Below are 21427 nucleotides of genomic sequence, written 5' to 3' on the forward strand. Positions count from 1 at the left end.
ATCCGACTTCGATCCGAACGAGACCTGTGACGCACTCGGACGAAGATTTCATACGCCAGCGCTCGGCTGCCGCGGGTGAGCTGCAGCCCTCAGCGGAGACGCAGACGGCAACGTTCGGTATGGGCTGTTTCTGGGGTCCCGACGCCACATTCGGCGCGATGGAGGGCGTCGTCCGAACGCGAGTCGGCTACGCCGGCGGCACCGAACCGAATCCCAGCTACTACTCGCTGGGAGATCACACCGAAGTCGTTCAACTCGAGTACGATCCGGAAACGCGATCATATGAGGACCTGCTCGAAGTCTTCTGGTCGAACCACAGCTGGCAAACCCCGTCTCGAAAGCGACAGTACCGCGGCGTCGTCCTCGCACACGACGACGAGCAGTACGAGACTGCCCAGCGCACGAAAGACGACCTCGCCGAGCGCACCGAGACGGCCGTCGAGACGGCGATTGAGGTACTCGAGTCCATCACGCTCGCAGAGGACTATCACCAGAAGTACGAGCTTCGGTCGACGCCGGTCGCCGGCGACGAACTCGTGGCGCTGTACGGTGACGAGTTCGTCGACTCGACTGTCGTCGCCCGACTCAACGGCTTCGTCGCCGGTCACGGGACCGAAGAGCAGCGCCGGCGCGTGCTCGCAGCACTGGACGTTCCGGCGACCGTCGTCGCCGAACTTCGGCGGCGGTTCTGATCGCAGAGTGGTCCCGTCGCGTGGACACGCTGTCGGGCGAGCAATTATACGATACCCTGGTGTAGTGAGATGACGATCAGGCCCATGTCCACGATCTGTGCGAACTGCGGCGACGACAGGCTGCCGGTGCAGTGGTGTCACGTCTACCTTTCGACGGACGAGGTCGTCGAGGTGGCACTCTGTGAGGGGTGTCGGTACAGATTCGTTACTGCCGAGTGGGTCGAGGCCGTCGTCTGAGCCAATGCCAGCGCCACCCCGATACAAACTGTTCGGTGTCTACGTCTCACAGCCGGTGTTCGAGGCGCTCGAAACCCACCTCCACGAGGAGGCTGGCGTCGTGGATCTCGAGACCTATTTCGATTCGACCGCTGATTCCGTTCCGGAGGGTGACCCCGGTGGCGACGTGACCGCCACTCTGCTGACGGACATTGTCGAGAATTTTGCACCGCTTTACGACGACGCGGCGTTCGCTGCGGCCGGCGATGTCGATCCGAACTCGTTCGTTCTCACGCATCTGGCCGCGCCACCGCAGACAGTTGCGAACGCTCGCGAGCGGTTTCAGGCCGCTGCGACGATTCAGGAGACAGACCAGCGGGAAGTCCACACGGCGATTCTGGCCGCGTACTTCGAGACGGATCCGTGAGCGACCTGTGAGCAAGCTGTAAGCAATCTGTGGCGACAGCTTTGGTCTCTACTCGGCGCTCTCACCCGGGTTCCGTCGCTCGATCATTCCCAGCCCGATCCAGGAGATGACGACCTCATCGTGCTGGTTGATCCCCTCTAGTCGGCTGTCGACGTACCCCCGCTTGGGATCGCTCTCGGAGACTCGCTTGTCGATCACTTCCGTCCGAATCGAGAGCGTGTCGCCCGGTTTGACCGGCCGCTTCCAGCGCAGTTCGTCGACGCCGCGGGCGCCCATACTCGCCCGGTCGTCGATCGGTCCGTCGACGAGCAGCCGCATACACATCGACGCCGTGTGCCAGCCCGAGGCGACCAGTTCGCCGAACGCGGACTCCGTCGCCGCTTCCTTGTCGATGTGAAACGGCTGCGGGTCGTAAGACTCGGCGAAGTCGACGATCTCTGCTTCGGTCACGTCGTACTCGCCGAACTCCATCGTGTCGCCGATCTCGATGTCCTCGTAGTACTTCATCTGCTGCTACTGATTCGTAGACGACAAAGAGCGTATGGGATGCGGAACAAACCGAACTGGATGGGCGTGCGTTAAATCGGCAGCACCGGGAGTACCCGCAGCACCCGCCCACCTCTCTACGGCACCACTGCTCCACCCGATCCACCCGCACCACCTCACCACCGCACCACCGCCCCACTCACACAATCCTCAGATATACTCGCCTTCGCTCTCGTACACCGACGGATCGTCCCTGAACTTTTCGGCGACCGTCTCGAGTGCGACGAACTCTGCGCGCTCGTGAGACTTCACATAGCGAATAAACTCCTCGAACAGCGGGATCATGTGTGGCAGGCCGTGGAGGTCGGGGTGAATCGTGAACGTGTAGACGCCCGCGCCGCGGCGGTTGTAGAGGAAGTCGAACTGGCGTTTGTAGTACTGTTCGTACATCATCTCGGGGTCCTTGTACCCCGCGTGGTAGATCGGCTGCTTGATGAACAGCATCGGCGGGATGTCGTCCCGGTACCAGCTGATCGGGATTTCGACGATGTCGGTCTCCTCGCCGTACTGGTAGGGCTCCATCCAGCTGTCTGCGCTCTTGTCGTAGTCGATCTTCTCCCAGCTGTCACCTTTGCGCATCCAGCCCGGTTCGAACTGTCGTTCCATCAGGCTGCTGTCGTAGTCGAAGCCGTGCTTCTCGACGAGGTCGGGCGTGTTCTCGCTGAACTCCCACCAACTCGCCCGGTGGCCGGTCGGCTCGGAGCCGGTGACGTCCTCGATGAGGTCGATCGAGACCTCGAGAATCTCGTCTTCTTGCTCCCGCGTGAGGTCGGTCGGGTTCTCGTGTGAATAGCCGTGAACGCCGAGTTCGTGACCGGCGGCTGCAACGGCCTCGATTTCGTCCCGGAACGTGTCGATCGTGTGACCGGGAACGTACCACGAGGTCCGGATGTCCATCTCCTCGAACAGCGTGAGCATTCGCGGTATGCCTTCGCTGCCGGCCGAGAGGCCGCGCGAGAGGTCTGCTGGTGAGTCTTCGCCGCCGTAGGAACCGAGCCAGCCGGCGACGCAGTCCGCGTCGACGCCGATGGCAACGTCAATATCTCCCATAGCCACTGGGACGGGCACCATCGACCGACAAAGAAGTGTTTCACTGACTGGGTGACTGTGTCACGTCCCTACTGGTTGGTCTCGCTGGCACCGGTTCAGGCCGTCTGCAGGTCGTGGATACTCACCCAGTGGCTGCCGTACTCCGCTTCGTGCTCTCGTGCGGCGCTGCTGGCTTCGACCCAGTCGGCGAGCTCCTGGTCGAGATCACAGCTGTCACAGCGGACCTGGTATGACATGATTTACCGTTCAACACTCCTCTCCTTAAGCCTTCGTCGAGCATTGTCTGGGGCCATTCTGTCCCCGCAGTGTTGGGGCAGAATGTGATCGGCGGCAGCGTTCGGCTTCTCACTCGGCTACTCGTATCCCTCGCTGACAGCCAGCGCGACACTCCGGCCAGTTCGTCTGTACGGCCCACAGATCGGTCGTTCCCCCTGAAAAAGTGTTATTCGCTCACCGAGCGTCTCTCGTACCGGTGTTTCCCATGGCAGTTGACGCATCCACAGCGCCGAGCGCAGTCGTCCGTCGAGAAATCGAGACCGTCTGGAACGACGACAACCTCGACATGATCGACGAGCTCGTTGCGGACGAGTTCACCTACCACAACCCGATGATCGACGAGCCGATCCGCGGCCCCGCGGACTACCGTACGCTCGTCGAGAACTTCCGCGGTGCCGTCCCGGACTACGAGATGACGGTCGAGGAGATGATCAGCGACGGTAAGATCGTCGCAACCCGATTCCGCGCGACGGGAACGCAGGAACGGCCGCTGCTCGACATCGAACCGACCGGTGCCGAAATCGACATCACGGGAATGATGTTCGACCGCATCGAGGACGGCAAACTCGTCGAGCGCCGGGTCAACGACGACGCGTTCGGGCTCCTCCGACAACTCGGTGTCGTCGAGCGCCAGCCGTTCTGACCGGCTACTGTACGCACCGTTCACGACTCCCAACCACTATTTTCGAAAAAACGTCCGCCACGCGAACCGTGTCGCGGTCGGTCACGTTCTCGCGTCACCCCCCACTGCAGTCCTTCCCGGCTACTCGCCCGCCGCTGGACTCGACTGAAACTCAAACACTACCCGGAGTTGCTCACCACAACACCAGTCGAAGCCGCCCTGCACAGAATTGCCCGCACGCTCACGGCATCGACTCGAGTAGCTCCCGCGTCGCCGCCCGGTCGAACGCCCGGTGGGTCTCCGAACTCACGTTTCCGGCTTCAGTGACGGAGAGGACGGCCTGTGCAGCCGTTTCGTCGTCCGGGAACTCGCTGATCGTGATAGTATCGTACTGGCCCATCAGCATATAGAAGGACTCGAGTTCGCCGCCGAGTTCCTCGAACTGCTCTTCGATACGGTCGATGCGGTCAGGGCTGTCCCGAATCGATGCCGCGCCTTGCTCTGTGAACTGCCACAGAGTAATGTATGGTGGCATGGCAGGGCAATCGCCACCGGCTGGGGCAATAAATCTCACAAGAGGTCGCGTTCTCTGCACGAGCGAGTTGCTGCTGTGTGTTGGGTACGTCCAGGTCGGTAGTTGGACTGTGGATCGGTGTCGGAGTCAGCGTTGGAAATTTGCGGGGTGTAGTGAGATGGGTACTCGAGTTCAGTTCCCATACGCGGCCTCGGCAGTGACCAAGCGGGCAGATTTGGACCACGCCGAGACGGTCGCTCTCGCGGTGCTCGAGCGCTGCGACTCGTCTAATTCAAATCTGCCCCACCGTCACGAATTTGCTGCTCGCGAATTTGCTCGCAGCAAAATTAGTGGGTTGGGGCAGATTTGAACTGCCGACTTCCTCCGTGTGAAGGAGGTATCATAACCGGACTAGATCACCAACCCGCACCCGGTGCTATCCGCGCATTCGACTTAAGACTTCCTTTCAGTCGGCAGTGTGACCCGTCGACGCAGGCCCACCCGGCCCTTCTCATCACCGACCCCACTACTCCGCTCACAACAAACTGCTGCCGAGAATTTCGGTCTAGCGCGAGGTGGTAAGCGCCGGAGTACTGAACTCGAGTCCACCGCTCTCACTCTGTTCTGCTCCCACTCGTCCAACCGTTACCTGACTACCTGCCGACTCAGTACCTCAGTACTCCGGTGCTTCCTCCGGCTCACCCTCCCGCGCGTTGACGACGCGGCCGAAGGTGAACAGCCCGTCCGACAGCCGGTTCAGGTACTGGACGGCCTGTTCGTTGATCTCCTCTTCCTGTGCGAGGCCGACGGCGCGGCGTTCGGCGCGCCGACAGACCGTTCGCGCGTGGTGTAGCCGTGCGCCGGTGTCGCTCCCCGAGGGAAGGATGAACGAGGTCAGCGGCTCGAGTTCCTCGTCGAACTCGTCGATCCAGTCTTCGACGGTGTCGACGTGCGCCGCGGTGATCGCGGGGTCGTCCTCGTCAGGATCTGGGTTCGCAAAGTCGGCTTGCACGACGTGGAGGTGGTTCTGCACGCTTCGCAGGCGCTCGTCCACGTCGTCGTGGCCGGTCGGGCGGATCGTCCCGAGCAGCGCGTTGAGTTCGTCGACGGTGCCGTAGGCCTCGATGCGAGCGCTCGTCTTCGAAACGCGGGTCATATCCCGCAGGTCCGTCTGGCCGTCGTCGCCGCGGCCGGTGTAGATCGACATGGCCGAACCGACGGAGGGCGATTACTTAATTGCTGGCCGCTCGGCTGTCTCCTCGCGTTCCAGTTCCGACCACCAGCATCCGGAACCAGTACGTTCAATTCGCTCCGTACGCAACCGTCTCGTATGGCGATGGAACTCGATCACGACTGTCCCGACTGCGGCGAGGAACGGACGTTCTACCGTGCGGCGAGCACGACCATGCACCTCGGCGAGAAGGTCAAGTGGCACTGTCCCGACTGTGACTACGGTTTCGTCCGGATCAGCGACAACGGAACCGCCGTCGACTCGAGTGCAGACGCGTAAGTTCCCATTCTTCCCGCCGTCTTCAAGAACTGGCCGCTGGTCACATCGAGAACACCAACACCCATAGTCAGTCAGTTCCACGGATGACGTAATGCAAGGACGCAGACTCGCGACGACGGAGGAGATTGTCGCGATCGTCAGTCCCGACAGCGACGACGTCGTTTCCCGACTCGAGTCCTGGACGGCCGAGCGCGACATCTCGCTGTCAACGGTGGCCGTTGGTGAGGACATCGGCCACGTCTACAACGAGAATCGGGCGACACTCGGCGTAACGATCGGCGGCGACGGCACCTTTCTCGAGGGGATCAAGACCTTCGCGCCCCGGAACGTCCCGCAGATCGGCGTCAACACCGGGACGCTCGCCTTCCTCGCGCGCGTCGAACCCGAGGATCTGGAGGCGGCACTCGACGAGGTTATCCACGGCCGCGCCAAGGTCGACAGCCGCCAGCAGGTCGCCGTCCGCGGGGAAGAGATCGACGCGACGGGGATCAACGACGTGATGGTCGAGCACGTGCCGCCGGAGAACCCGATCGACCGCAAGATCACCCAGCTTGACGTCTACGCCGACGACGAGTACATCGGTGAGTTCGAGGGAACTGGCCTCGCAGTTTCGACGCCGACGGGCTCGACCGGCATCTCGCTATCTGCCAACGGGCCGATTCACTACCCGGTCGACAACCACACGCTGCAGCTCGTTCCGTTGCACACCCACCAGCTCGGCGTGCGGCCGATCGTGGTCTCGCCCTCGACGGAACTTCGGTTCGTGACCCAGGGGCCGGCAACGCTGCTAGTCGACGGCGGCCGGGCAAACGCCACGCTCGAAACCGGCGAGGAGGTCCTGATTACGGGAGCCGAGCGACTGGCACACGTCGTCCGGACGAGTTACGACGACCACTTTTTTACCGCGATTTCGAAGAAACTCGGCTGGGGGATCCGCGACGTGGACGAACCCCAGCGACAGTCCGCCACGGCGGGACGCGAGCACACGACGAGCCTCTCAGCCGCATCGGCCGGCCTCAATCACAGCCACAACCGTGCTCGGGACCCGGCTCTCGGCTCCGCCGCCATGACTGACGACGACTCCGCGGCAGTACTCGAGCACGCCCACACAATCGCGACGGAAGCCGCCGAGGCCGCCGGTGAACCGCTGCGCGAACTGCACGGGCAGGTCGAGACCGTCGCGGTCAAGAGCAACAAATCGGATATCGTCACCGAGGCGGACCACCAGGCCAATCGGATCATTACGACCGTCATCGACAACGAGTTCCCCGACCATGGCATCGTCTCCGAGGAACAACCCCGCAGGAACGGCAAGAACGGCTATACGTGGGTCGTCGACCCACTCGACGGAACCGGGAACTTCGCCCACGGGAACCCCAACTACTCGATTTCGATCGCCCTCCTCGAGAACGGCACGCCAGCGATGGGAGTCGTCTACGTTCCCGAAACAGACGAACTGTTCAGCGCGATTGCCGGCATCGGTGCCTGGCGAGACGGTGACCCGATCGAGACGACGGATCGCGACCGGCTCGACGAGAGTATGCTCATCTCGGGGTACGACCCGGACGGCACCTTCCTCTCGCACTTCTACCAGGAGTCACGCGGCGTCCGCCGGCTCGGCTCGGCGGCGCTCAACCTCTGTTATCTCGCGAGCGGTAGCGCCGACGCAACCTGGGAGCACGACACCTATCCGTGGGACATTGCCGGGGGCCTCGTTATCGCCCGTGCGGCAGGGGCGACGATCACCGACGAGCGCGGCGAGCCGTTCGCCTTCGACCTCGAGACCGACGAGCGGACGGCACTACTCGGTTCGAACGGGCCGCTGCATCCAGCGCTACTCGAGCATCTCGAGACGGGATTGCCAGAGCGCGGCGGAGACCGGTAGCCTGAGACTGCTGACTCTGACCCCGCACAGTGTGGCCGTTTGCCGGTTTGCATCGCACGCAGCGAAACGGCACAAAGCTGTTTCGGTGGTGTGAGCGTCGGTTTCACCCCTCGAATACGCTTATCGTCACTGCTGTTCGTCGTAGGTGTAGGAACATGTCACTCTTCCCGACCGAGATGGAGAGCGAACGGCTCCGGTACGAGCGAGTGCACCCGGAGGAGTTCGACGCGTACGAACTCTACGAGTACGTCCAGGCTGGCGCACCCCACACCGACGAGTTAACGGAGTACATGACGTGGGATCCACACGCCCACCCGAAGGAGTCGTTCGACTGGGTCGAACAGGCCGGTGAGAAGTTCGACGACGGCGAGGCCGCGAACTACCTCGTTCGTCCGACCGAGGGCGAGCGGGCCGGCGAACTTGCCGGTACCGCGGGCCTCTTCGCGGACTGGGACCGTCGGCGAGCGATCTTCGGCACGTGGTTCCGGAAACCGTTCTGGGGCCGGGGCTACTCCGGTGAGCGCGCCGCTCGGATGCTCGAACTCGCCTTCGATCGGCTGGATCTCGAACTCGTTGCTGTTTCGCACGTCCCGGAAAACGAGAACTCCCAGCGCGCGATCGAGAAGTACGTCGACCGCTTCGGCGGCCGAAAAGAGGGTCGACTCCGCAACACGGTCGTCATCGACGACGAGCCGCGAGATGTCATCCAGTACAGCATCTCGCGCGAGGAGTGGGAGCGAAACCGCGACTGACGCTCGCTGGATTTTCGAGCGAGACCGCCTGTGTGCGCTTGGTCCTTTGGTCCTACGTGTCTTCCTCAGCCAACTCGTGCCAGGACAGGCGCGGATTCCGCGCCGCGCTGGTCTGGTCGATCCGCCGCGCCGTCGTCCGCTCGGGGGCGTCCTCGAGTACCCCGTCGCTTTCCTCGGCGACGGCGTTGAACGCCGCCGCGAGACGATCGAGCGTATCCTTGCTCTCGATTTCCGTCGGCTCGGTCATCAGCGCCTCGGGGACGATTTCGGGCCACTTCGTCGTCGGCGGGTGGACGCCGTAATCGAGCATCCGCTTTGCGACGTCGGCTGCGTCCTGGTCGCCCGCGCTGGCGACGAACTCGTGGTGGAACGGACCGTACGGAACGTCGTACTCGATCTGGCTTGCGAGGTAGTTCGCGTTGAGCACGGCCTTGGCGCTGGCGTCTGTCAGTCCCTCGTCGCCGAGGCGGGCGATGTAGGCGAACGCCTTGACGAGGACGAGCCAGTTGCCCTGGAAGCCATGGACCTTGCCGATGGTGTGGTCGGGATCGAACAGTTCGTAGGTTGGCTTCTCGCTATCAGCACCGGCATTCGTCTCCGTATCAGCCTCGCGAACCCGCGGCGCCGGCAGGAACGACTCGAGTTCACCCACGACACCGACGGGTCCCGCGCCGGGACCGCCGCCGCCGTGTGGCGTCGCGAACGTCTTGTGAACGTTGTAGTGCATCACGTCGAAGCCCATATCACCCGGTCGCGCGCGGCCGAGCAGCGCGTTCAGGTTCGCGCCGTCGTAGTAGAGGAGACCGCCGACATCGTGGACCATGTCGGCGATTTCCTCGATGTCGCGCTCGAACAGGCCGAGCGTGTTGGGGTTCGTGAGCATCAGCGCTGCCGTATTTTCGGAGAGGGCGGCCTCGAGTGCCTCGAGGTCGACGCGCCCGTCTTCGTCACTCGGCAGCGAGACGACGTCGTAGCCGCCGAGTGCAGCGGTCGCAAAGTTCGTCCCGTGGGCGCTCTCGGGGATGATGACCTCGTCGCGGTGGCCCTCGCCGTTGTGCTCGTGGTAGGCCGCGGCGACGCGGATGCCGACGAACTCGCCGGCTGCGCCCGCAGGGGGTTGGAGCGTGACGGCGTCCATGCCACCGATTCGGCCGAGGTAGTCCTGGAGTCGATACAGCAACTCGAGTGTCCCCTGGATCGACTCCGCGGAGCGGTCGGGGTGGACCGCAGCCGAAGGCAGCGCCGCCACGTCCTCGGTGAACTTGGGGTTGTACTTCATCGTACACGAGCCAAGCGGGTAGGGACCGCTGTCGATCCCGTAGATCATCTGCGAGAGGCGCGTGTAGTGGCGGGCGAGTTCGGGCTCCGAGAGTCCGGGCAACTCGAGTTCGTCTCGCGTGAGGTCGTCGGGGAGTGGCGAGTTGCTGTCACCGTCGCCGTCATCGTTGTTGTCGCTACTGATGTCGACGCTGGTCTGGTCCTTCTCGGAGAGCAGCGGTTCGTACTGGCCGTCGTTGACGTAGCGAGCCTGGTCGTAGCGGACCTGGCTGGCGTCGGTCGTTGGGTCGCTAGTTGTGTGGTCGTCGCTCATCGAACCACCTCCGTCATCGCCGCGACGAAGTCGTCGAGGTCGTCGTCGGGGACGCCGGCAACACAGACTTGAATCTCGTGCTCGCCGACGACGTGGACTGCAAAGCCGCGTTTCTCGAGATCCTCGGCGACCGCCGGCGCGGGCTGGTCGACGCGTGCGACGAACTCGCGGATGTGGTGGCGGTCGTGGACCGGTGCCTGGACGCCGTCGAGGTCGTCGAGTCGCGCTGCGAGGTCCTCGGCGCGTGTCACGCCGCGCTTTGCGAGGTCGACCATCCCGTTCGGGCCGAGCGAGGCCGCGTGCATCGCAGTTCGCAGCGCAACCCAGGCCTGATTCGTACAGATATTACTCGTTGCACGCTCGCGGCGGATGTGCTGTTCGCGGGTCTGCAGCGTGAGGGTGAACACCCGTCGGTCGGTCGCGTCCTCGCTCACGCCGACCAGCCGGCCGGGCACCTGGCGCAGGAACTCCTCTCGGCAGGCGAAGAGGCCGAGCCCCATCCCGTAGCTCGTCGGCAGGCCGAGCACGCTCGCGTCGCCGATGACGACGTCCGCACCCACGTCTGCGGGTCGCTGTAGAAGCGAGAGTGCAACCGGGTCCGAACCGAGCACGAACAACGCGTCAGCGTCGTCTGCGACCTCGCCGATCGTCTCGAGTTGCTCTTCGATCGTTCCGCGTACGGTCGGATTCTCTGCGTAGACCATGACCACGTCGTCGCCCTCGTCGACAGTGGACTCGAGTGCGTCCACGTCGACGGTGCCGTCGTCGGTCGGGTACGACTCGACGGTGAGGTCGGTGCCGGCGACGTAGTTTTCGAGCGTGCTTCGTCGCCCCTCGCGCAGGAGGTCGGGGACGAGCACGCGGTGGCCGCTCGTCGAGCGGACGCGTTCTGCGAGCGTCGCGGCTTCGCCGAGTGCCGTCGCGGCGTCGTACATCGAACAGTTGGCGATTTCCAGTCCTGTGAGTTCGACCAGCAGCGACTGGTACTCGAACAGCGCCTGGAGGAAGCCCTGGGAGACCTCGGGCTGGTACTGCGTATAGGACGTGAGAAATTCGGATCGGTCCGCGAGGTGATCGACGAGCGAGGGAATGTAGTAGCCGTAGTGGCCTCGCCCGAGCAGTTCCGTCAGGTCCGCGTTCCGGTCGAGCACCGAGCGCACGAGCCGGCGCGTCTCGCGCTCGGACCGCGCGTCGATTCCGAACTCGTCGGTGAACCGAACGTCGTCGGGAATATCAAAGAGCTCGTCGACGGCGTCGACCCCGATCGCTTCGAGCATTGCTGTGCGTCCATCGTCCGTGTGGGGAGCGTAGGGACTCCCCGTCGTGTGTGTATCAGACTCGTTCATACCGCCTCACTGCGTGATTGTACTGGGTGGTTGTACTGTTGGTACTGGTAGCTGGTACTGGTACTGTCCTGGTATCCGGATTCGCCCGTGTGGCCGGTGTGACCCAGCGCCCGCCTCGTCCCGCTCTCGGAACCGCGAACTGCCGTTCGAGACACGATAGCTGTCTGTTGCAGCTAGGGGATAATGAACGCACCCGTTCCGGTGAGCGCGACCGTCATCTGGTATCGAACTGGTCGGTGGAGTTACCGGGTACTCGAGTCCGAGTCGTCGGCGTCGGTGTCGGCATCGGCGTCGGTGTCGGCGGTGTCGTCTGTTCCGTCAGTCGTTTCGTTCGGGTCGCTCGCGTCGGGCGTTTCACCTGTGTCGGTGTCACTCTCGTCTGTGCCACTGGTCTCGTGCTCACTGCCGTTCTTCCTCTCCTCATCGTCCCTGTCGGTGCCGACGCCAGCACCGACCGTCTGCACTGCTTCGTCCTCACCTGGTTGCCCGGCACCGGTGACCGGCTCCACTCCTGCCGCGCGCTCGCGGGCGAACAGATCGAGCGTGATCTTCGCGCCGCCGAGGACGACCGGGCCGATGAACAGCCCAACCGCACCGAAGACGACCAGTCCGCCGAAGATACCGACGACGATGATCGCGGAGTTGAAGGCGCTCGTCCGGCCGATGAGCGCGGGCCGGATGTAGGTGTCCGAGGCGCTGACGATCGAGCCGTAGACAACGAGTATGCCTGCCGTTACGAACTGGCCCGTGGCGAGCAGGTACAGCGAGACCGGTACCCAGACGCCGAACGCGCCGATCAGCGGCAACAGCGCGAAGATGAACGTTACGACCGAGAGCAACACGACGGTGGGAACCCCGAGCAGCGCGAGGCCGGCACCGAGCAGAACCGCCTGAATCGCGGCGACGGCGACGTTTCCGACGACCGACGCCCACATGAGCTGGTCGAGCTCAGTAGCGAGTTCCGACACCAGTTCGTCCTCGACCGGCAACACGCGCATGAGCCATTCGACGAACTCGCCCCCATCTCGCAACAGTGCGAACAGGACGAACAGCGTCACCGTCAGGCCGATCAAGATGCCGGGAATACCGCCGGCGATCTCGAGGGCGCTCATTGCGAGCCCCTGCAGTCCCGTCGCGATCGGTTCCTGGTAGGTCTGGTAGAACTCGACGACGTCGATCGAGTAGCCTGTCGCCTCGATCTGGGATTCGATCGCCTCGATATTGAGCTGGCCGTTCTGGATGGCGGTGATGACTTGGAGCGCCTCGCGGAACGCGACAATGAGGACGTAGGTGAGCGGGAGCAAGATCGCGAGAATCGCGACGGCGACGAGCGTGAGCGCGGCGACGAGCGAGCCAGTGTAGCGCTCGAGCCACCGCTGTACAGGACGCAGAATGTACGCGAGAACGACGCCGAGCAGCACGTACTGGAGATACGGCAGAACGATGAGGAGCCCGAGTATAGATGCGACGGCAGCGAGAACGGTTAGTCCGGGCCGTTTTGCGTACCAGCCACCGGTCGGAAGACGATCGGCCATGGTATCGACTCCCTTTGCGCTCATGATTCATTATTTTGGTGATATGACGTGCGACCCGTGACGTGACGAACGGGGAGGCAACTTCGATCGACGGCTACCGATCGCTGTGACTCACTCGGAAAGCAACGGTCGCGAGGAGTTCGTAACGACGAGCAGGCTGCTTGCTCCCATCGCGACGGCGGCGAACAGCGGATTCAGGAGTCCCGTCACCGCGAGCGGGATCGCGATCGCGTTGTAACAGAACGCCCAGCCGATGTTCCCCTTGACCCGGCGGTCCGTCGCCCGCGCGAGTTCGAAGACGGTGTCGACCGACGAGAGGTCGTCGTCGACGAGCGCCACATCGGCCGCGTCGGCGGCCATCGCCGTTCCGCCCCCGAGCGCGACGCCGAGATCCGCGCTGGCAAGCGCCGGCGCGTCGTTCGTCCCGTCGCCGATCATCACCGTTCGGCCGGTCCGTTTCAGTCGGTCGACGGTTTCGGCTTTCCCCTCAGGCGGGACGCCGGCGAACACCTGCTCGACGGCGTCGTGCTCGCGGAACTGCGCGGCCGCACGCCGGTCGTCACCGGTCAGGACGACGATGTCAGTCCCCGACGCCGAGATCGCGGTGAGCGTCTCGTCCCAGCCCTCACGAAGGTCGTCACCAACGACGATCAGGCCGTCCGCAGCGCCGTTACGGCCGACGGCGACCGGAACGCGTCCGGTTTCGCGTGCGTCCGTAATCTGCTCATCGAGTTCGTCGGGCACAGTCCAGCCCCGGTCACGGAACAGGTCCGGATGCCCGACGATGACCTCGTCGCCGTCGACGACGCCTGAAACACCGTTGCGGTGGGATTCGAACGAGTCGATTCGCTCGTCTGCGTGGTCTCCGCCCCTCTGGTGATCCTTGCCTGGCTCATCGGCCTCGGCTGCAGCCAGTTCGTCCTCCTCCTCATCCGACGACGGCGCGACCGTTCCGCCGTCCGCCACCGGCGACACCGGTGTCGCCGCAATCGCCTCACCGACCGGGTGGGAAGAGCGGCTCTCGAGTACCGCGGCCTGTTCCAGCAACTCATCATCGAGGTCGGCGTCAACGACGGTCATGTCGCCGGTCGTCAGCGTCCCGGTCTTGTCGAAGACGACGGTGTCGGCGTTCCGGATGCGCTCGAAGACGCTGTCGTCGAAGACGACGATGGAGTGCTCGAGTGCGTCCCGAATGCCGGCGGCGACGGCGAGGGGGGTTGCGAGGCCGAGCGCGCACGGGCAGGAGACGATCAGGACGGTGAGGCCGACAAGCAGGGCGTCGGCGATGCTGGCACCGAGGAGGAGGTAGATGCTGGTCACAACGAGTGCAAGCACGAGCACGAGCGGGACGAAGATCGTCGCCAGTTTGTCCGCGAGCTTCTGGATGCCGTGGGTGCCACTCTGGAGGTCCCAGACGAGTTCGCTGATCCGGTCGAGGGTGCTCGTGGCGTCCTCGCCAACCGCGACGGTGAGCGAGCCGTCGGAGACGATCGAGCCGCCGACGACCTCGTCGCCCGATGCCTTCGTCACGGGCAGCGATTCGCCGGTGACGACGGCTTCGTCGACTGCGGCCTGACCGTCGACGACGGTGCCATCGATGGGGATTCGTTCGCCAGTGCGGACGAGGACGCGATCACCGGGATCGAGGTCGTCGACGGCGACGGTCGTCTCGCCGTTGCTGGTGGTGTCAGTGTTTTCGTCGTCGGTGACGGTGCTGCTGTCGATGGCGGTGCCACTGTCGCTGTCAGTGCTCGTATCGCTGTCTTTACTGGTATAGACCCGGCGGGCCTCGTCGACCTGCACCGCAGTCAGATCGGAGAGGCGGTCCATCGCCTTGCGTTTGAGCGTCGACTCGTAGTAGCCGCCGACGGTGACGATGACGATGATGGCGACGGTCACGTCGTAATACAGCTCTGGATCACCGACAATGATCGAGAGCGTACTGTAGAGGTAGGCACTGATGGCTGCGATCGAGACGAGGAGGTCCATGTTCGGCGACCGGGTCTTGATCGCCACGTAGGCACCCTGCAGGATCGGTTTCCCGGTGATCATCAGGATGATTGTCGTCAGCGCAGCGATGCCGATGTAAAACGGTGTCGCGAGTTCGCTTGCGAGTGCCTCGGTGAGAAACTCAGTCGTCCGCTCGTCGTAGAACAACCCGCCGAAGTAGGTCGGATAGATGATGACGATGTACTGCAACATCACCATCATCCCCATCATGACGCCGACAGCGACGCGGCCCATCTCCCAGTTGTCGGCACGACGGCGACTGATGGCGTCCTCGCGGTCGTAGGCGCTGTAGCCGAGTTTACTGATCTCTTCTTTGAGCGTCTCGACCGACACCGTCTCCGGATCGTGGTCGATGCGGGCCGTATCCGTCACGTAACTCGAGCTGGCGTGGCTGACACCCTCGGTGTTCGAGGCGACGGACTCGATGAACGCCTCGCAGGTCGCACAGTACATGCCGTCGACCTCGAGGAAGGTGGTCTCGTGGCCTGACGGGACTTCTCGGGTGTCCTCGCCCGGTTGTGTCGCATCGGGTGCGGCACGTGCGTCGCGGATGTCCGTCGCATCTACGTCCTCGACGTCGCCGAGCGCGTCGTAGACATCCCGACAGCCGACACAGCAGAACGCGTTTCCGTCGTCGACGACGCCGCTGCCCTCGACCGGCAGCTCACAGAGCGTACAGCCGGCGTCGCCGTTTGCCGTACCATCTGGGCTTGGGCTTGAGTCCGGGTCTGGGTCTGTGGTTGTGTCGTTTGGGTCCGTCATTGGTCAGTTCTCAGTAGTGATCGTGGTGATCCCAGTCAGTGCTCAATGGTGGCCGTGACCGCCCGTCTCGACACCCGGCGCGTCGATCCCGTCGTAAAACGGCAACTCAGGGTGTGGAACGTGAATCCCCAGGCTCATCAGCCCGTGGGCGAGCAGAACGTAGCCGAGGACCACGAACGCGACTCCGAGGAGTTGGTGTACCCGTCGGCGGTGTGCCACGTCGACGGAGTCGATGATCGTCCCGTACGCAAAGACCGCCGGCACCGTCCCGAGTCCGAGTGCTGCAAGCGCGAGCGCCCCACCAGTCGGGGAGCCGGTTGCGAACGCGTACAGAAACGCCGGATAGAGAATCGGGCAGGGCAAGAGGCCGTGAAGCGCCCCCAGTCCAACGATTCCGGGCCCGTTTGCGAAGCGGTCGACGTGGGCGGTCAACATGGCGACAACCCGATCGAGTCCAGGGATGTGCAGTCCGCCGGTCGTCCGTCCGAGCAGGTAGTAAATTCCGGTGACGATGACGAAGCCGCCAACGACGAGCCCGATGCCGCCGCGGACGGGATCAGCGATCGACGTGAGCTCTGTCGTTGTCACGAATAGCACACCACCAAGTGCACCGAAAGTAGCACCCAACAGGGTATAGCTTGCTGTCCGTCCGAGATTGAAGAGTGCGTGCTGGCGAACCTCGTAGGTGGTGAGATGGCTCGTACGACTCTGCCCGGATGCGGTCTGTGTCCCGCCGTCGGTTGCCCGTCCGTCGTCCATCCGGCTCGCGTAGACTGTCACGAGTGGACCGCACATTCCGATACAGTGTGCACCGGCGAGTAAGCCAATAACAAAGAACAACAGCACGTCGATGCCAAGAAGCGTAAGCGGGTCCATATGTATCGAGTAGTTCTGTGCGGTAATTCGGCGTTCGGGTTCACTTTTCGAACGCGCGTGTTCGCGGCTAGCCGCTGGACAAGGTAATCGGTTTCGTCTTGGGGGTAGTTACCCGACCACCGCTTGGGATCTGAGCGGTCACGCGTCTCGAGTACTCTGTTCGTTCCGTAGTGTGAGTAGACAAAAGGTTGATATCACGTCGAAGTGCTGTCAATCCGTATGAGTGTCGCCTCGCCAGTTCCAGACTGGTACTCGAGTCGGCGGGGACGCGTGTTCGCCCTGATCGGATTGCTCGCCGTGACGTGGTTTGTCCTCAGTATTTATCGAGTGATGTTCTCGGTCGCGATTCCGGACGTTACAGCGCTGACGAGCGTAACGTACACGCAAGCAACCGTTCTGTTCGGCGCGCTCTTCGTCGGCTATGCGGTCAGCCAGTTTCCAGCAGGATCGCTTGCTGACGAACTCGGAATCCGGACGGTATTGCTCTGTGGCGCAGCCGTCGCCTGTGTCGCGATGGCGTCCCTTTCGGTTGCGAACAGCTACGTTCACGTTCTCGGTGCGTTGTTTCTTATCGGTGTTGGACTCGGGAGTTTTCGCTCGGTGAGTCAGGTTGCGATTTCGGCGCACGCGCCGGCAGAAGACGAGGGGAAGGCGCTCGGATTACTCACGGCTGCCGAACCGTTTAGTTATATCGTCGGGCCAGCAACCGTCGCGGTACTGATCGAACAAAGCGGACTCTTTACGATGCCGCTGCTTCTCGCGCTCGTACCGCTCCCCCTTATTGGGGCGCTCGCTATCGGTATGCGCCACCGACGAGGTGCAACCGAAACCACGATCGAAACCCCGTCACTTCGAGCCGGAATGTCGACGGTCACCGCCCACCTGTTTGACCGTACGACGCTCCTGATCGTCGGTTTTGGAATGACGTTTTCGGCGACGACGAACGCGCTGATAGCCATCCTTCCGTGGTACGTCGTCGACACGACGGGGCTCTCGCTCACGGTCGGAAACTTCTACGCGGGTGTTATATTCGGTGCGGGTGCCGTTGCCGCCCTGATCGGCGGCGTGCTCCGCGACCGGATCGGTTCTGTCCCGATCCTCGTCGGCGGTTTCACTGGCGCGGCACTCGCCGTGCCATTTCTCGCGGTCGTCTCGAGTCTCTTCTGGGTGCTTTTCGTTCTTGGCGTGTTCAGCCTCGCACTCAATAGCATCCTTCCTGCACGTGATCGCGTTATCAACGGCCACTCGAGAGCATGTACGGACTCCGAGAGGGGTGCGATGATCGGCGGCTTGCGCTCACTCTGTTATCTCGGTGGTGGTATCATTGCCGTCGGCATCGGCCTCACGTTCGCGCAGTTCGGCCGTACCGAAGGATTCGGACTCCTCGCGGTTGTTCTTCTCGTCGGTAGTCTCTGTTCGTCGCTGCTGTGGGGTACTACTGGGAACAAGTACTAAACGTGGATGGGGTACTGTTCGCGCTCACTCTATCTCCAACTTCAGCTTCAACTCCAACACTATCGAACGATAGGAACGCCCGTAAACTGTCCGCGTGCAACCAAGAACAGATCGACGTTCAACCCGCTTGAGACAAATTCGGCGTGCCGACTCGACTGCTACTCGACGTACCGATACTTCCGCTCGCCCATCCGGCCCCAGCCGTCGAAGACGAACTCCTCGTCGGGCGTCGTAAACTCCTCAACATCGACGTCCATCTCGTGGTTGTGTGCGTCGTGGACCTCCTCGTAGTCCTCCCAGGAGAGATCGTAGCGCGCCTCGAGTTGCTCGTCGACGTTCATCGCCTCGATCTCTGCTTCCCACCCATCCTGGATCGTCTCGGCGTGAATTTCTGCCTGCGCACCGCTGCCGTAGGAGCCGACCAGCAGCGTCTCACCGGTCAGATCGCGACCGGACTCGAGTGCGGACTTGAGCGCGCTCGCCCGGGCGATGTGAACCGAGCCGGTGTACCAGTTGCCGACCTCGCGCGAGAGCGCCAGCGTGGGGTCGACTGTCTCGGCGTACCACTCCTGGTATCGGTCGGTCTTTTTGAGTGCGTCCATGTACTCGCGAACGGCATCGCGGAACGCGTCCTCGTCGTCGAACGCCTCTCTGCGGGGCTGGCGTCCGATCTCCTCGGCGAGTTCCTCTTCGACCGCCGTATCACGTGTGACGTGGCGATACGCGAGCATCGCTGCCTTGCGGACCATGCCCGGGAACGGGGTGTGGAACGGTGCGAACACGAAATCGTCGGGGTGAACGTCGCCCGCGACGCTCTCGTAGTCCTCCAGGGCTTCGCGCATGCGTGCGAGGTAGACCTGTACGGAGCGCTTGCCGTCGACGGACGGGAACTGCTGGTTGGGCTTGAGGAAGTCGGTTTCGTCGGCCGAGCCGTAGCCCTGCTTGGCGGAGAGTTCGATCAGGTTGGGGTCCTCGTCGATGTACATCGCGACGGCACCGGCACCCTGGGTCGCCTCACCGGCGTCGCCGCGGGCGTAGAGTGCGGTGTCGGTCGCGATGACGAGTGCGCCGCGGCCGCGGTTGCGACCCGCGCGGATCCAGTTGTACGCATCGTCAAGGCTCTGAGTGCCTGCAATACAGGCGAACTTGCGCTCGCCCTTGTTCGCGTGGTGGAAGTCGCCCTCGTACACCGATTCGAGGCACCCAGCGACGTACGTCGAAACCGGTTTCGAGTTGTCGAAGGAGCTCTCGGTTGCGACGTCGATCCGGCCGATATCGTCGGGTTCGAGGCCCTTGCGATCCATCAGGCGGTGGGCCGCGTTCGCGCCCATCGTGACGATGTCCTCGTAGCTGTCGGGGAACGAACTCGCGTTGAGGCCGAGTCCTTTCGTGTACTTTTCGGGGTCTTCGCCCTTCTGCGGCGCGAACGTTCCGGGAAGGTCGAGTTTGAGGTTCCCGGTCCAGATCTCGATGGCGTCGATACCGACTGCTGTCATACTGGGATACTATACAGCGACCTATTTGATATTGTCGTTCGATGTTTCGACAACTGACGTATTTTCGGCGAATCTTCTGACGTCGATCCGTGTGTTCGTCGCTGTTCGTCAACTCACGACAGCCGCACTCAGCACCCAGACGACCTGTACTCGCCAGTCTCCGTTCGAGGTTTGGGCCGCCAAAACAGTCCGCTCGTCGGTGTCGTCGTTACTCGTCTTCTTCGACGACTTCCGGATCGCTCATCGCACTCTGGAGGCTGTCGAGGCCGTTGATCCACTCCGTGACCAGTCCGTACTCGAGATCCTCCGCGACAGTCATATCGAGTTCGTCCTCGTCGATGATGAGCGTCCCAGCCTGTGCAGCGTAGCCGAGCGCGGCGTCGAGATCCTCCTCGGCTTCCGCGTCTGCAGCGGCGCTCAGGTAGTCGCCGACGGTCCCGTCTGCGGCGGGCCCGTTCGCGATGTACTCCTCCGCGGCGAAGAAGACGCAGACGAGGCTCGTCTGGACGCCGTCGACCAGAATCAGCTTCTCTTCGTCTTCGATGTCGACCTCTCCGAGGACGATTTCGCGAACGTCTGCGATCTCCTCGAGTGCGGTCTCGTCGTCGATGTCCCCGTCGTCGTAGGCGGCAACGATCTTCGCGATGGCAATCGCCGTGTCGTCCTGTAGGTTCAACAGGAGACGGGCCGACGATTCGTCTTCGGGATCGATCTCTTCGTCTTTGATGCGATCGATCCAGTTCTGCCATCGTTCCTCCGAGTAGTACTCGGTCGGGGGATTGCTCATACAGACACCTACACCGGCCGCTTGAAATGCCTTTCTCTACCTGTACGCCGCCACGACAGAACCGGAAACCGTCTTACTGGCCGGTAGCACCCTCGAGCGTGCCGTCGGTGTCAATTCCGTAGACGAGTTCGGGGGTTTCAACGTGGGCCGTTCGGACCGCCTCATCGTGACCGTTCTCGAGTAGCCATCGAACACGACGGGGGACCGTTTTCGGTCCCAGCACGGCTCCCGGCCGGTCGGGATGGTCGACGTAGTCGGTTTCCATCAGGAACGGCGCGTCGTGCTCGACGGCGCGCTTGGCCGCGCGCTCGAGGCGGTCTTTGTCGCTCATGACGCTGGGTGTTGGCCCCTCGAGTCGGCCCGCGGCGTAGTGTTTGACGACCTTGTGTGCGGGCAGGCCGCGATCTTCGGCCCACTCGGCGACCTCGGTCAGATCCTCGCTCGCTTCGGTGTGGAGCTGGACCGCACAGTCGAGGTCGCCGCCGTGGTCGAAGGCGTGGCGCATGACGGCGTTCGAAGCCTCCCAGACGGCCTCGGAGACGTCGTAGTGAGGACGGCCGGATTTGAGTGCGAGCGCCTCGCCACGGTCGACGAACTCGGCGGCGATGTCGATCCCGCCCTGCATGATCTCACGCGCCTCGTCCGGGCTGTAGCCGCGGTCGTCGACGAGCCGTGAGATGAGCCCTGGATGCACGCCGAGGACGGGCCAGGCGCGACCCGGCAGTTCGGCTGACGCGTCGTCGACGATGTCGATGGTGCGCTCGAAGACGGGGCGAAAGTCCTCGCCAGTATCGGCCTCGACGCCCAGATGCCAGGAAGGCTTGTTCACCACGAGCAGGTGCGTGCCACCGACGCGGGCAAAGTCACGGACTGCGTCGATTCCGCGGTGGGCGTCCGGGTCGAGGTGCAGGTGGTTGTCGAGAACCGGCGTCTCGTCGTCGATCATAGTCGCTGGTGGGTGCGCGATTCGGGAAAAGTCACCGACTCCCGGTCGACCTCCGCCGGCCGAATAATCTACATCACATGTTCGCGCTGGAATCAATGTGAACTACGAACAACGGTCTTTCGTCGTACCGGCA

Annotated in this window: 21 protein-coding genes and 1 tRNA gene; 8 read left to right on the plus strand and 14 right to left on the minus strand. The window is 63.2% G+C overall.

The features are described from left to right. Positions 1 to 26 precede the first annotated feature (26 nt). The 3 genes from msrA (at position 27) to C483_RS01665 (ending at position 1335) form a co-directional block, all read left to right on the plus strand. Positions 27 to 692 (plus strand): peptide-methionine (S)-S-oxide reductase MsrA, encoded by a 666-nt coding sequence (msrA, locus tag C483_RS01660; RefSeq protein WP_006651608.1) that lies wholly within the window; start codon positions 27 to 29, stop codon positions 690 to 692. 69 nt (positions 693 to 761) lie between these two features. Then, positions 762 to 929 (plus strand): hypothetical protein, encoded by a 168-nt coding sequence (locus C483_RS20185; RefSeq protein WP_006651609.1) that lies wholly within the window; start codon positions 762 to 764, stop codon positions 927 to 929. Between the two features lie 4 nt (positions 930 to 933). After that, positions 934 to 1335: a hypothetical protein gene (locus C483_RS01665; protein ID WP_006651610.1), complete on the plus strand. Its 402-nt coding sequence runs from the start codon at positions 934 to 936 to the stop codon at positions 1333 to 1335. 48 nt (positions 1336 to 1383) lie between these two features. Here the strand turns inward: C483_RS01665 and C483_RS01670 are convergent, their stop codons facing one another. The 3 genes from C483_RS01670 to C483_RS20315 form a co-directional block, all read right to left on the minus strand. Then, positions 1384 to 1842: a MaoC family dehydratase gene (locus C483_RS01670; RefSeq protein ID WP_006651611.1), complete on the minus strand. Its 459-nt coding sequence runs from the start codon at positions 1840 to 1842 to the stop codon at positions 1384 to 1386. A 189-nt stretch (positions 1843 to 2031) separates the two neighbouring features. Beyond that, positions 2032 to 2931, minus strand: coding sequence for a polysaccharide deacetylase family protein (locus C483_RS01675; RefSeq protein ID WP_006651612.1), 900 nt, complete (start codon positions 2929 to 2931; stop codon positions 2032 to 2034). 95 nt (positions 2932 to 3026) lie between these two features. Beyond that, positions 3027 to 3167, minus strand: coding sequence for a hypothetical protein (locus C483_RS20315; protein WP_006651613.1), 141 nt, complete (start codon positions 3165 to 3167; stop codon positions 3027 to 3029). 245 nt (positions 3168 to 3412) lie between these two features. Between C483_RS20315 and C483_RS01680 the strand changes: the two genes are divergently transcribed. Beyond that, positions 3413 to 3850: an ester cyclase gene (locus tag C483_RS01680; protein ID WP_006651614.1), complete on the plus strand. Its 438-nt coding sequence runs from the start codon at positions 3413 to 3415 to the stop codon at positions 3848 to 3850. Positions 3851 to 4070: 220 nt separating this feature from the next. Here C483_RS01680 and C483_RS01685 read toward each other — a convergent pair whose 3' ends face one another. The 3 genes from C483_RS01685 to C483_RS01695 form a co-directional block, all read right to left on the minus strand. Continuing rightward, on the minus strand, positions 4071 to 4364 hold the full coding sequence (locus tag C483_RS01685; protein WP_006651615.1) for a GYD domain-containing protein: 294 nt from the start codon (positions 4362 to 4364) through the stop codon (positions 4071 to 4073). Positions 4365 to 4694: 330 nt separating this feature from the next. Beyond that, positions 4695 to 4769: transfer RNA gene (locus tag C483_RS01690), tRNA-Val, on the minus strand. A gap of 247 nt (positions 4770 to 5016) precedes the next feature. Further along, positions 5017 to 5550 carry a cob(I)yrinic acid a,c-diamide adenosyltransferase gene (locus C483_RS01695; protein WP_006651616.1) on the minus strand — a complete coding sequence of 178 codons (534 nt, stop codon included), beginning with the start codon at positions 5548 to 5550 and terminating at the stop codon, positions 5017 to 5019. 123 nt (positions 5551 to 5673) lie between these two features. Between C483_RS01695 and C483_RS01700 the strand changes: the two genes are divergently transcribed. The 3 genes from C483_RS01700 to C483_RS01710 all read left to right on the plus strand — a co-directional run bounded on the left by C483_RS01700 (position 5674) and on the right by C483_RS01710 (position 8490). Continuing rightward, entirely contained in the window at positions 5674 to 5853 is a 180-nt protein-coding gene (locus tag C483_RS01700) for a DUF7838 family putative zinc beta-ribbon protein (RefSeq protein WP_006651617.1), read from the plus strand. Between the two features lie 91 nt (positions 5854 to 5944). Further along, positions 5945 to 7738, plus strand: a complete 1794-nt coding sequence (locus tag C483_RS01705) for an NAD(+)/NADH kinase (RefSeq protein ID WP_006651618.1) — start codon at positions 5945 to 5947, stop codon at positions 7736 to 7738. 155 nt (positions 7739 to 7893) lie between these two features. Next, entirely contained in the window at positions 7894 to 8490 is a 597-nt protein-coding gene (locus C483_RS01710; protein ID WP_006651619.1) for a GNAT family N-acetyltransferase, read from the plus strand. 52 nt (positions 8491 to 8542) lie between these two features. Here C483_RS01710 and gcvPB read toward each other — a convergent pair whose 3' ends face one another. From gcvPB to C483_RS01735, 5 genes are all read right to left on the minus strand, one after another. Continuing rightward, positions 8543 to 10081 carry an aminomethyl-transferring glycine dehydrogenase subunit GcvPB gene (gene gcvPB / locus C483_RS01715; RefSeq protein WP_006651620.1) on the minus strand — a complete coding sequence of 513 codons (1539 nt, stop codon included), beginning with the start codon at positions 10079 to 10081 and terminating at the stop codon, positions 8543 to 8545. Next, a complete protein-coding gene (gene gcvPA / locus C483_RS01720; RefSeq protein WP_006651621.1) occupies positions 10078 to 11427 on the minus strand; it encodes an aminomethyl-transferring glycine dehydrogenase subunit GcvPA in 1350 nt (449 codons plus the stop codon). Before gcvPA ends, gcvPB begins: the two co-directional genes overlap by 4 nt. Positions 11428 to 11669: 242 nt before the next feature. Further along, the gene (locus tag C483_RS01725; protein WP_006651622.1) at positions 11670 to 12962 is read right to left on the minus strand and encodes an AI-2E family transporter; all 1293 of its coding nucleotides are present in this window, start codon (positions 12960 to 12962) and stop codon (positions 11670 to 11672) included. A 111-nt stretch (positions 12963 to 13073) separates the two neighbouring features. Then, positions 13074 to 15734, minus strand: coding sequence for a heavy metal translocating P-type ATPase (locus C483_RS01730; RefSeq protein WP_006651623.1), 2661 nt, complete (start codon positions 15732 to 15734; stop codon positions 13074 to 13076). 42 nt (positions 15735 to 15776) lie between these two features. Then, complete coding sequence (locus C483_RS01735; RefSeq protein WP_006651624.1) at positions 15777 to 16610, minus strand: sulfite exporter TauE/SafE family protein; 834 nt, start codon at positions 16608 to 16610, stop codon at positions 15777 to 15779. A 219-nt stretch (positions 16611 to 16829) separates the two neighbouring features. Here C483_RS01735 and C483_RS01740 point away from each other — a divergent pair, with 219 nt between their 5' ends. Beyond that, positions 16830 to 18065 (plus strand): MFS transporter, encoded by a 1236-nt coding sequence (locus C483_RS01740; protein WP_006651625.1) that lies wholly within the window; start codon positions 16830 to 16832, stop codon positions 18063 to 18065. A gap of 158 nt (positions 18066 to 18223) precedes the next feature. On the opposite strand, the gene hmgB is transcribed toward C483_RS01740, so the two are convergent. The 3 genes from hmgB to C483_RS01755 form a co-directional block, all read right to left on the minus strand. Next, positions 18224 to 19561 carry a hydroxymethylglutaryl-CoA synthase gene (gene hmgB / locus C483_RS01745; protein WP_006651626.1) on the minus strand — a complete coding sequence of 446 codons (1338 nt, stop codon included), beginning with the start codon at positions 19559 to 19561 and terminating at the stop codon, positions 18224 to 18226. Between the two features lie 208 nt (positions 19562 to 19769). Continuing rightward, positions 19770 to 20348, minus strand: coding sequence for a DUF2150 family protein (locus tag C483_RS01750; protein WP_006651627.1), 579 nt, complete (start codon positions 20346 to 20348; stop codon positions 19770 to 19772). Between the two features lie 73 nt (positions 20349 to 20421). Next, the gene (locus C483_RS01755) at positions 20422 to 21294 is read right to left on the minus strand and encodes a TatD family hydrolase (RefSeq protein ID WP_006651628.1); all 873 of its coding nucleotides are present in this window, start codon (positions 21292 to 21294) and stop codon (positions 20422 to 20424) included. Between the last annotated feature and the right edge of the window lie 133 nt (positions 21295 to 21427).

The organism is Natrialba hulunbeirensis JCM 10989 (assembly GCF_000337575.1).
Classification (GTDB): domain Archaea; phylum Halobacteriota; class Halobacteria; order Halobacteriales; family Natrialbaceae; genus Natrialba; species Natrialba hulunbeirensis.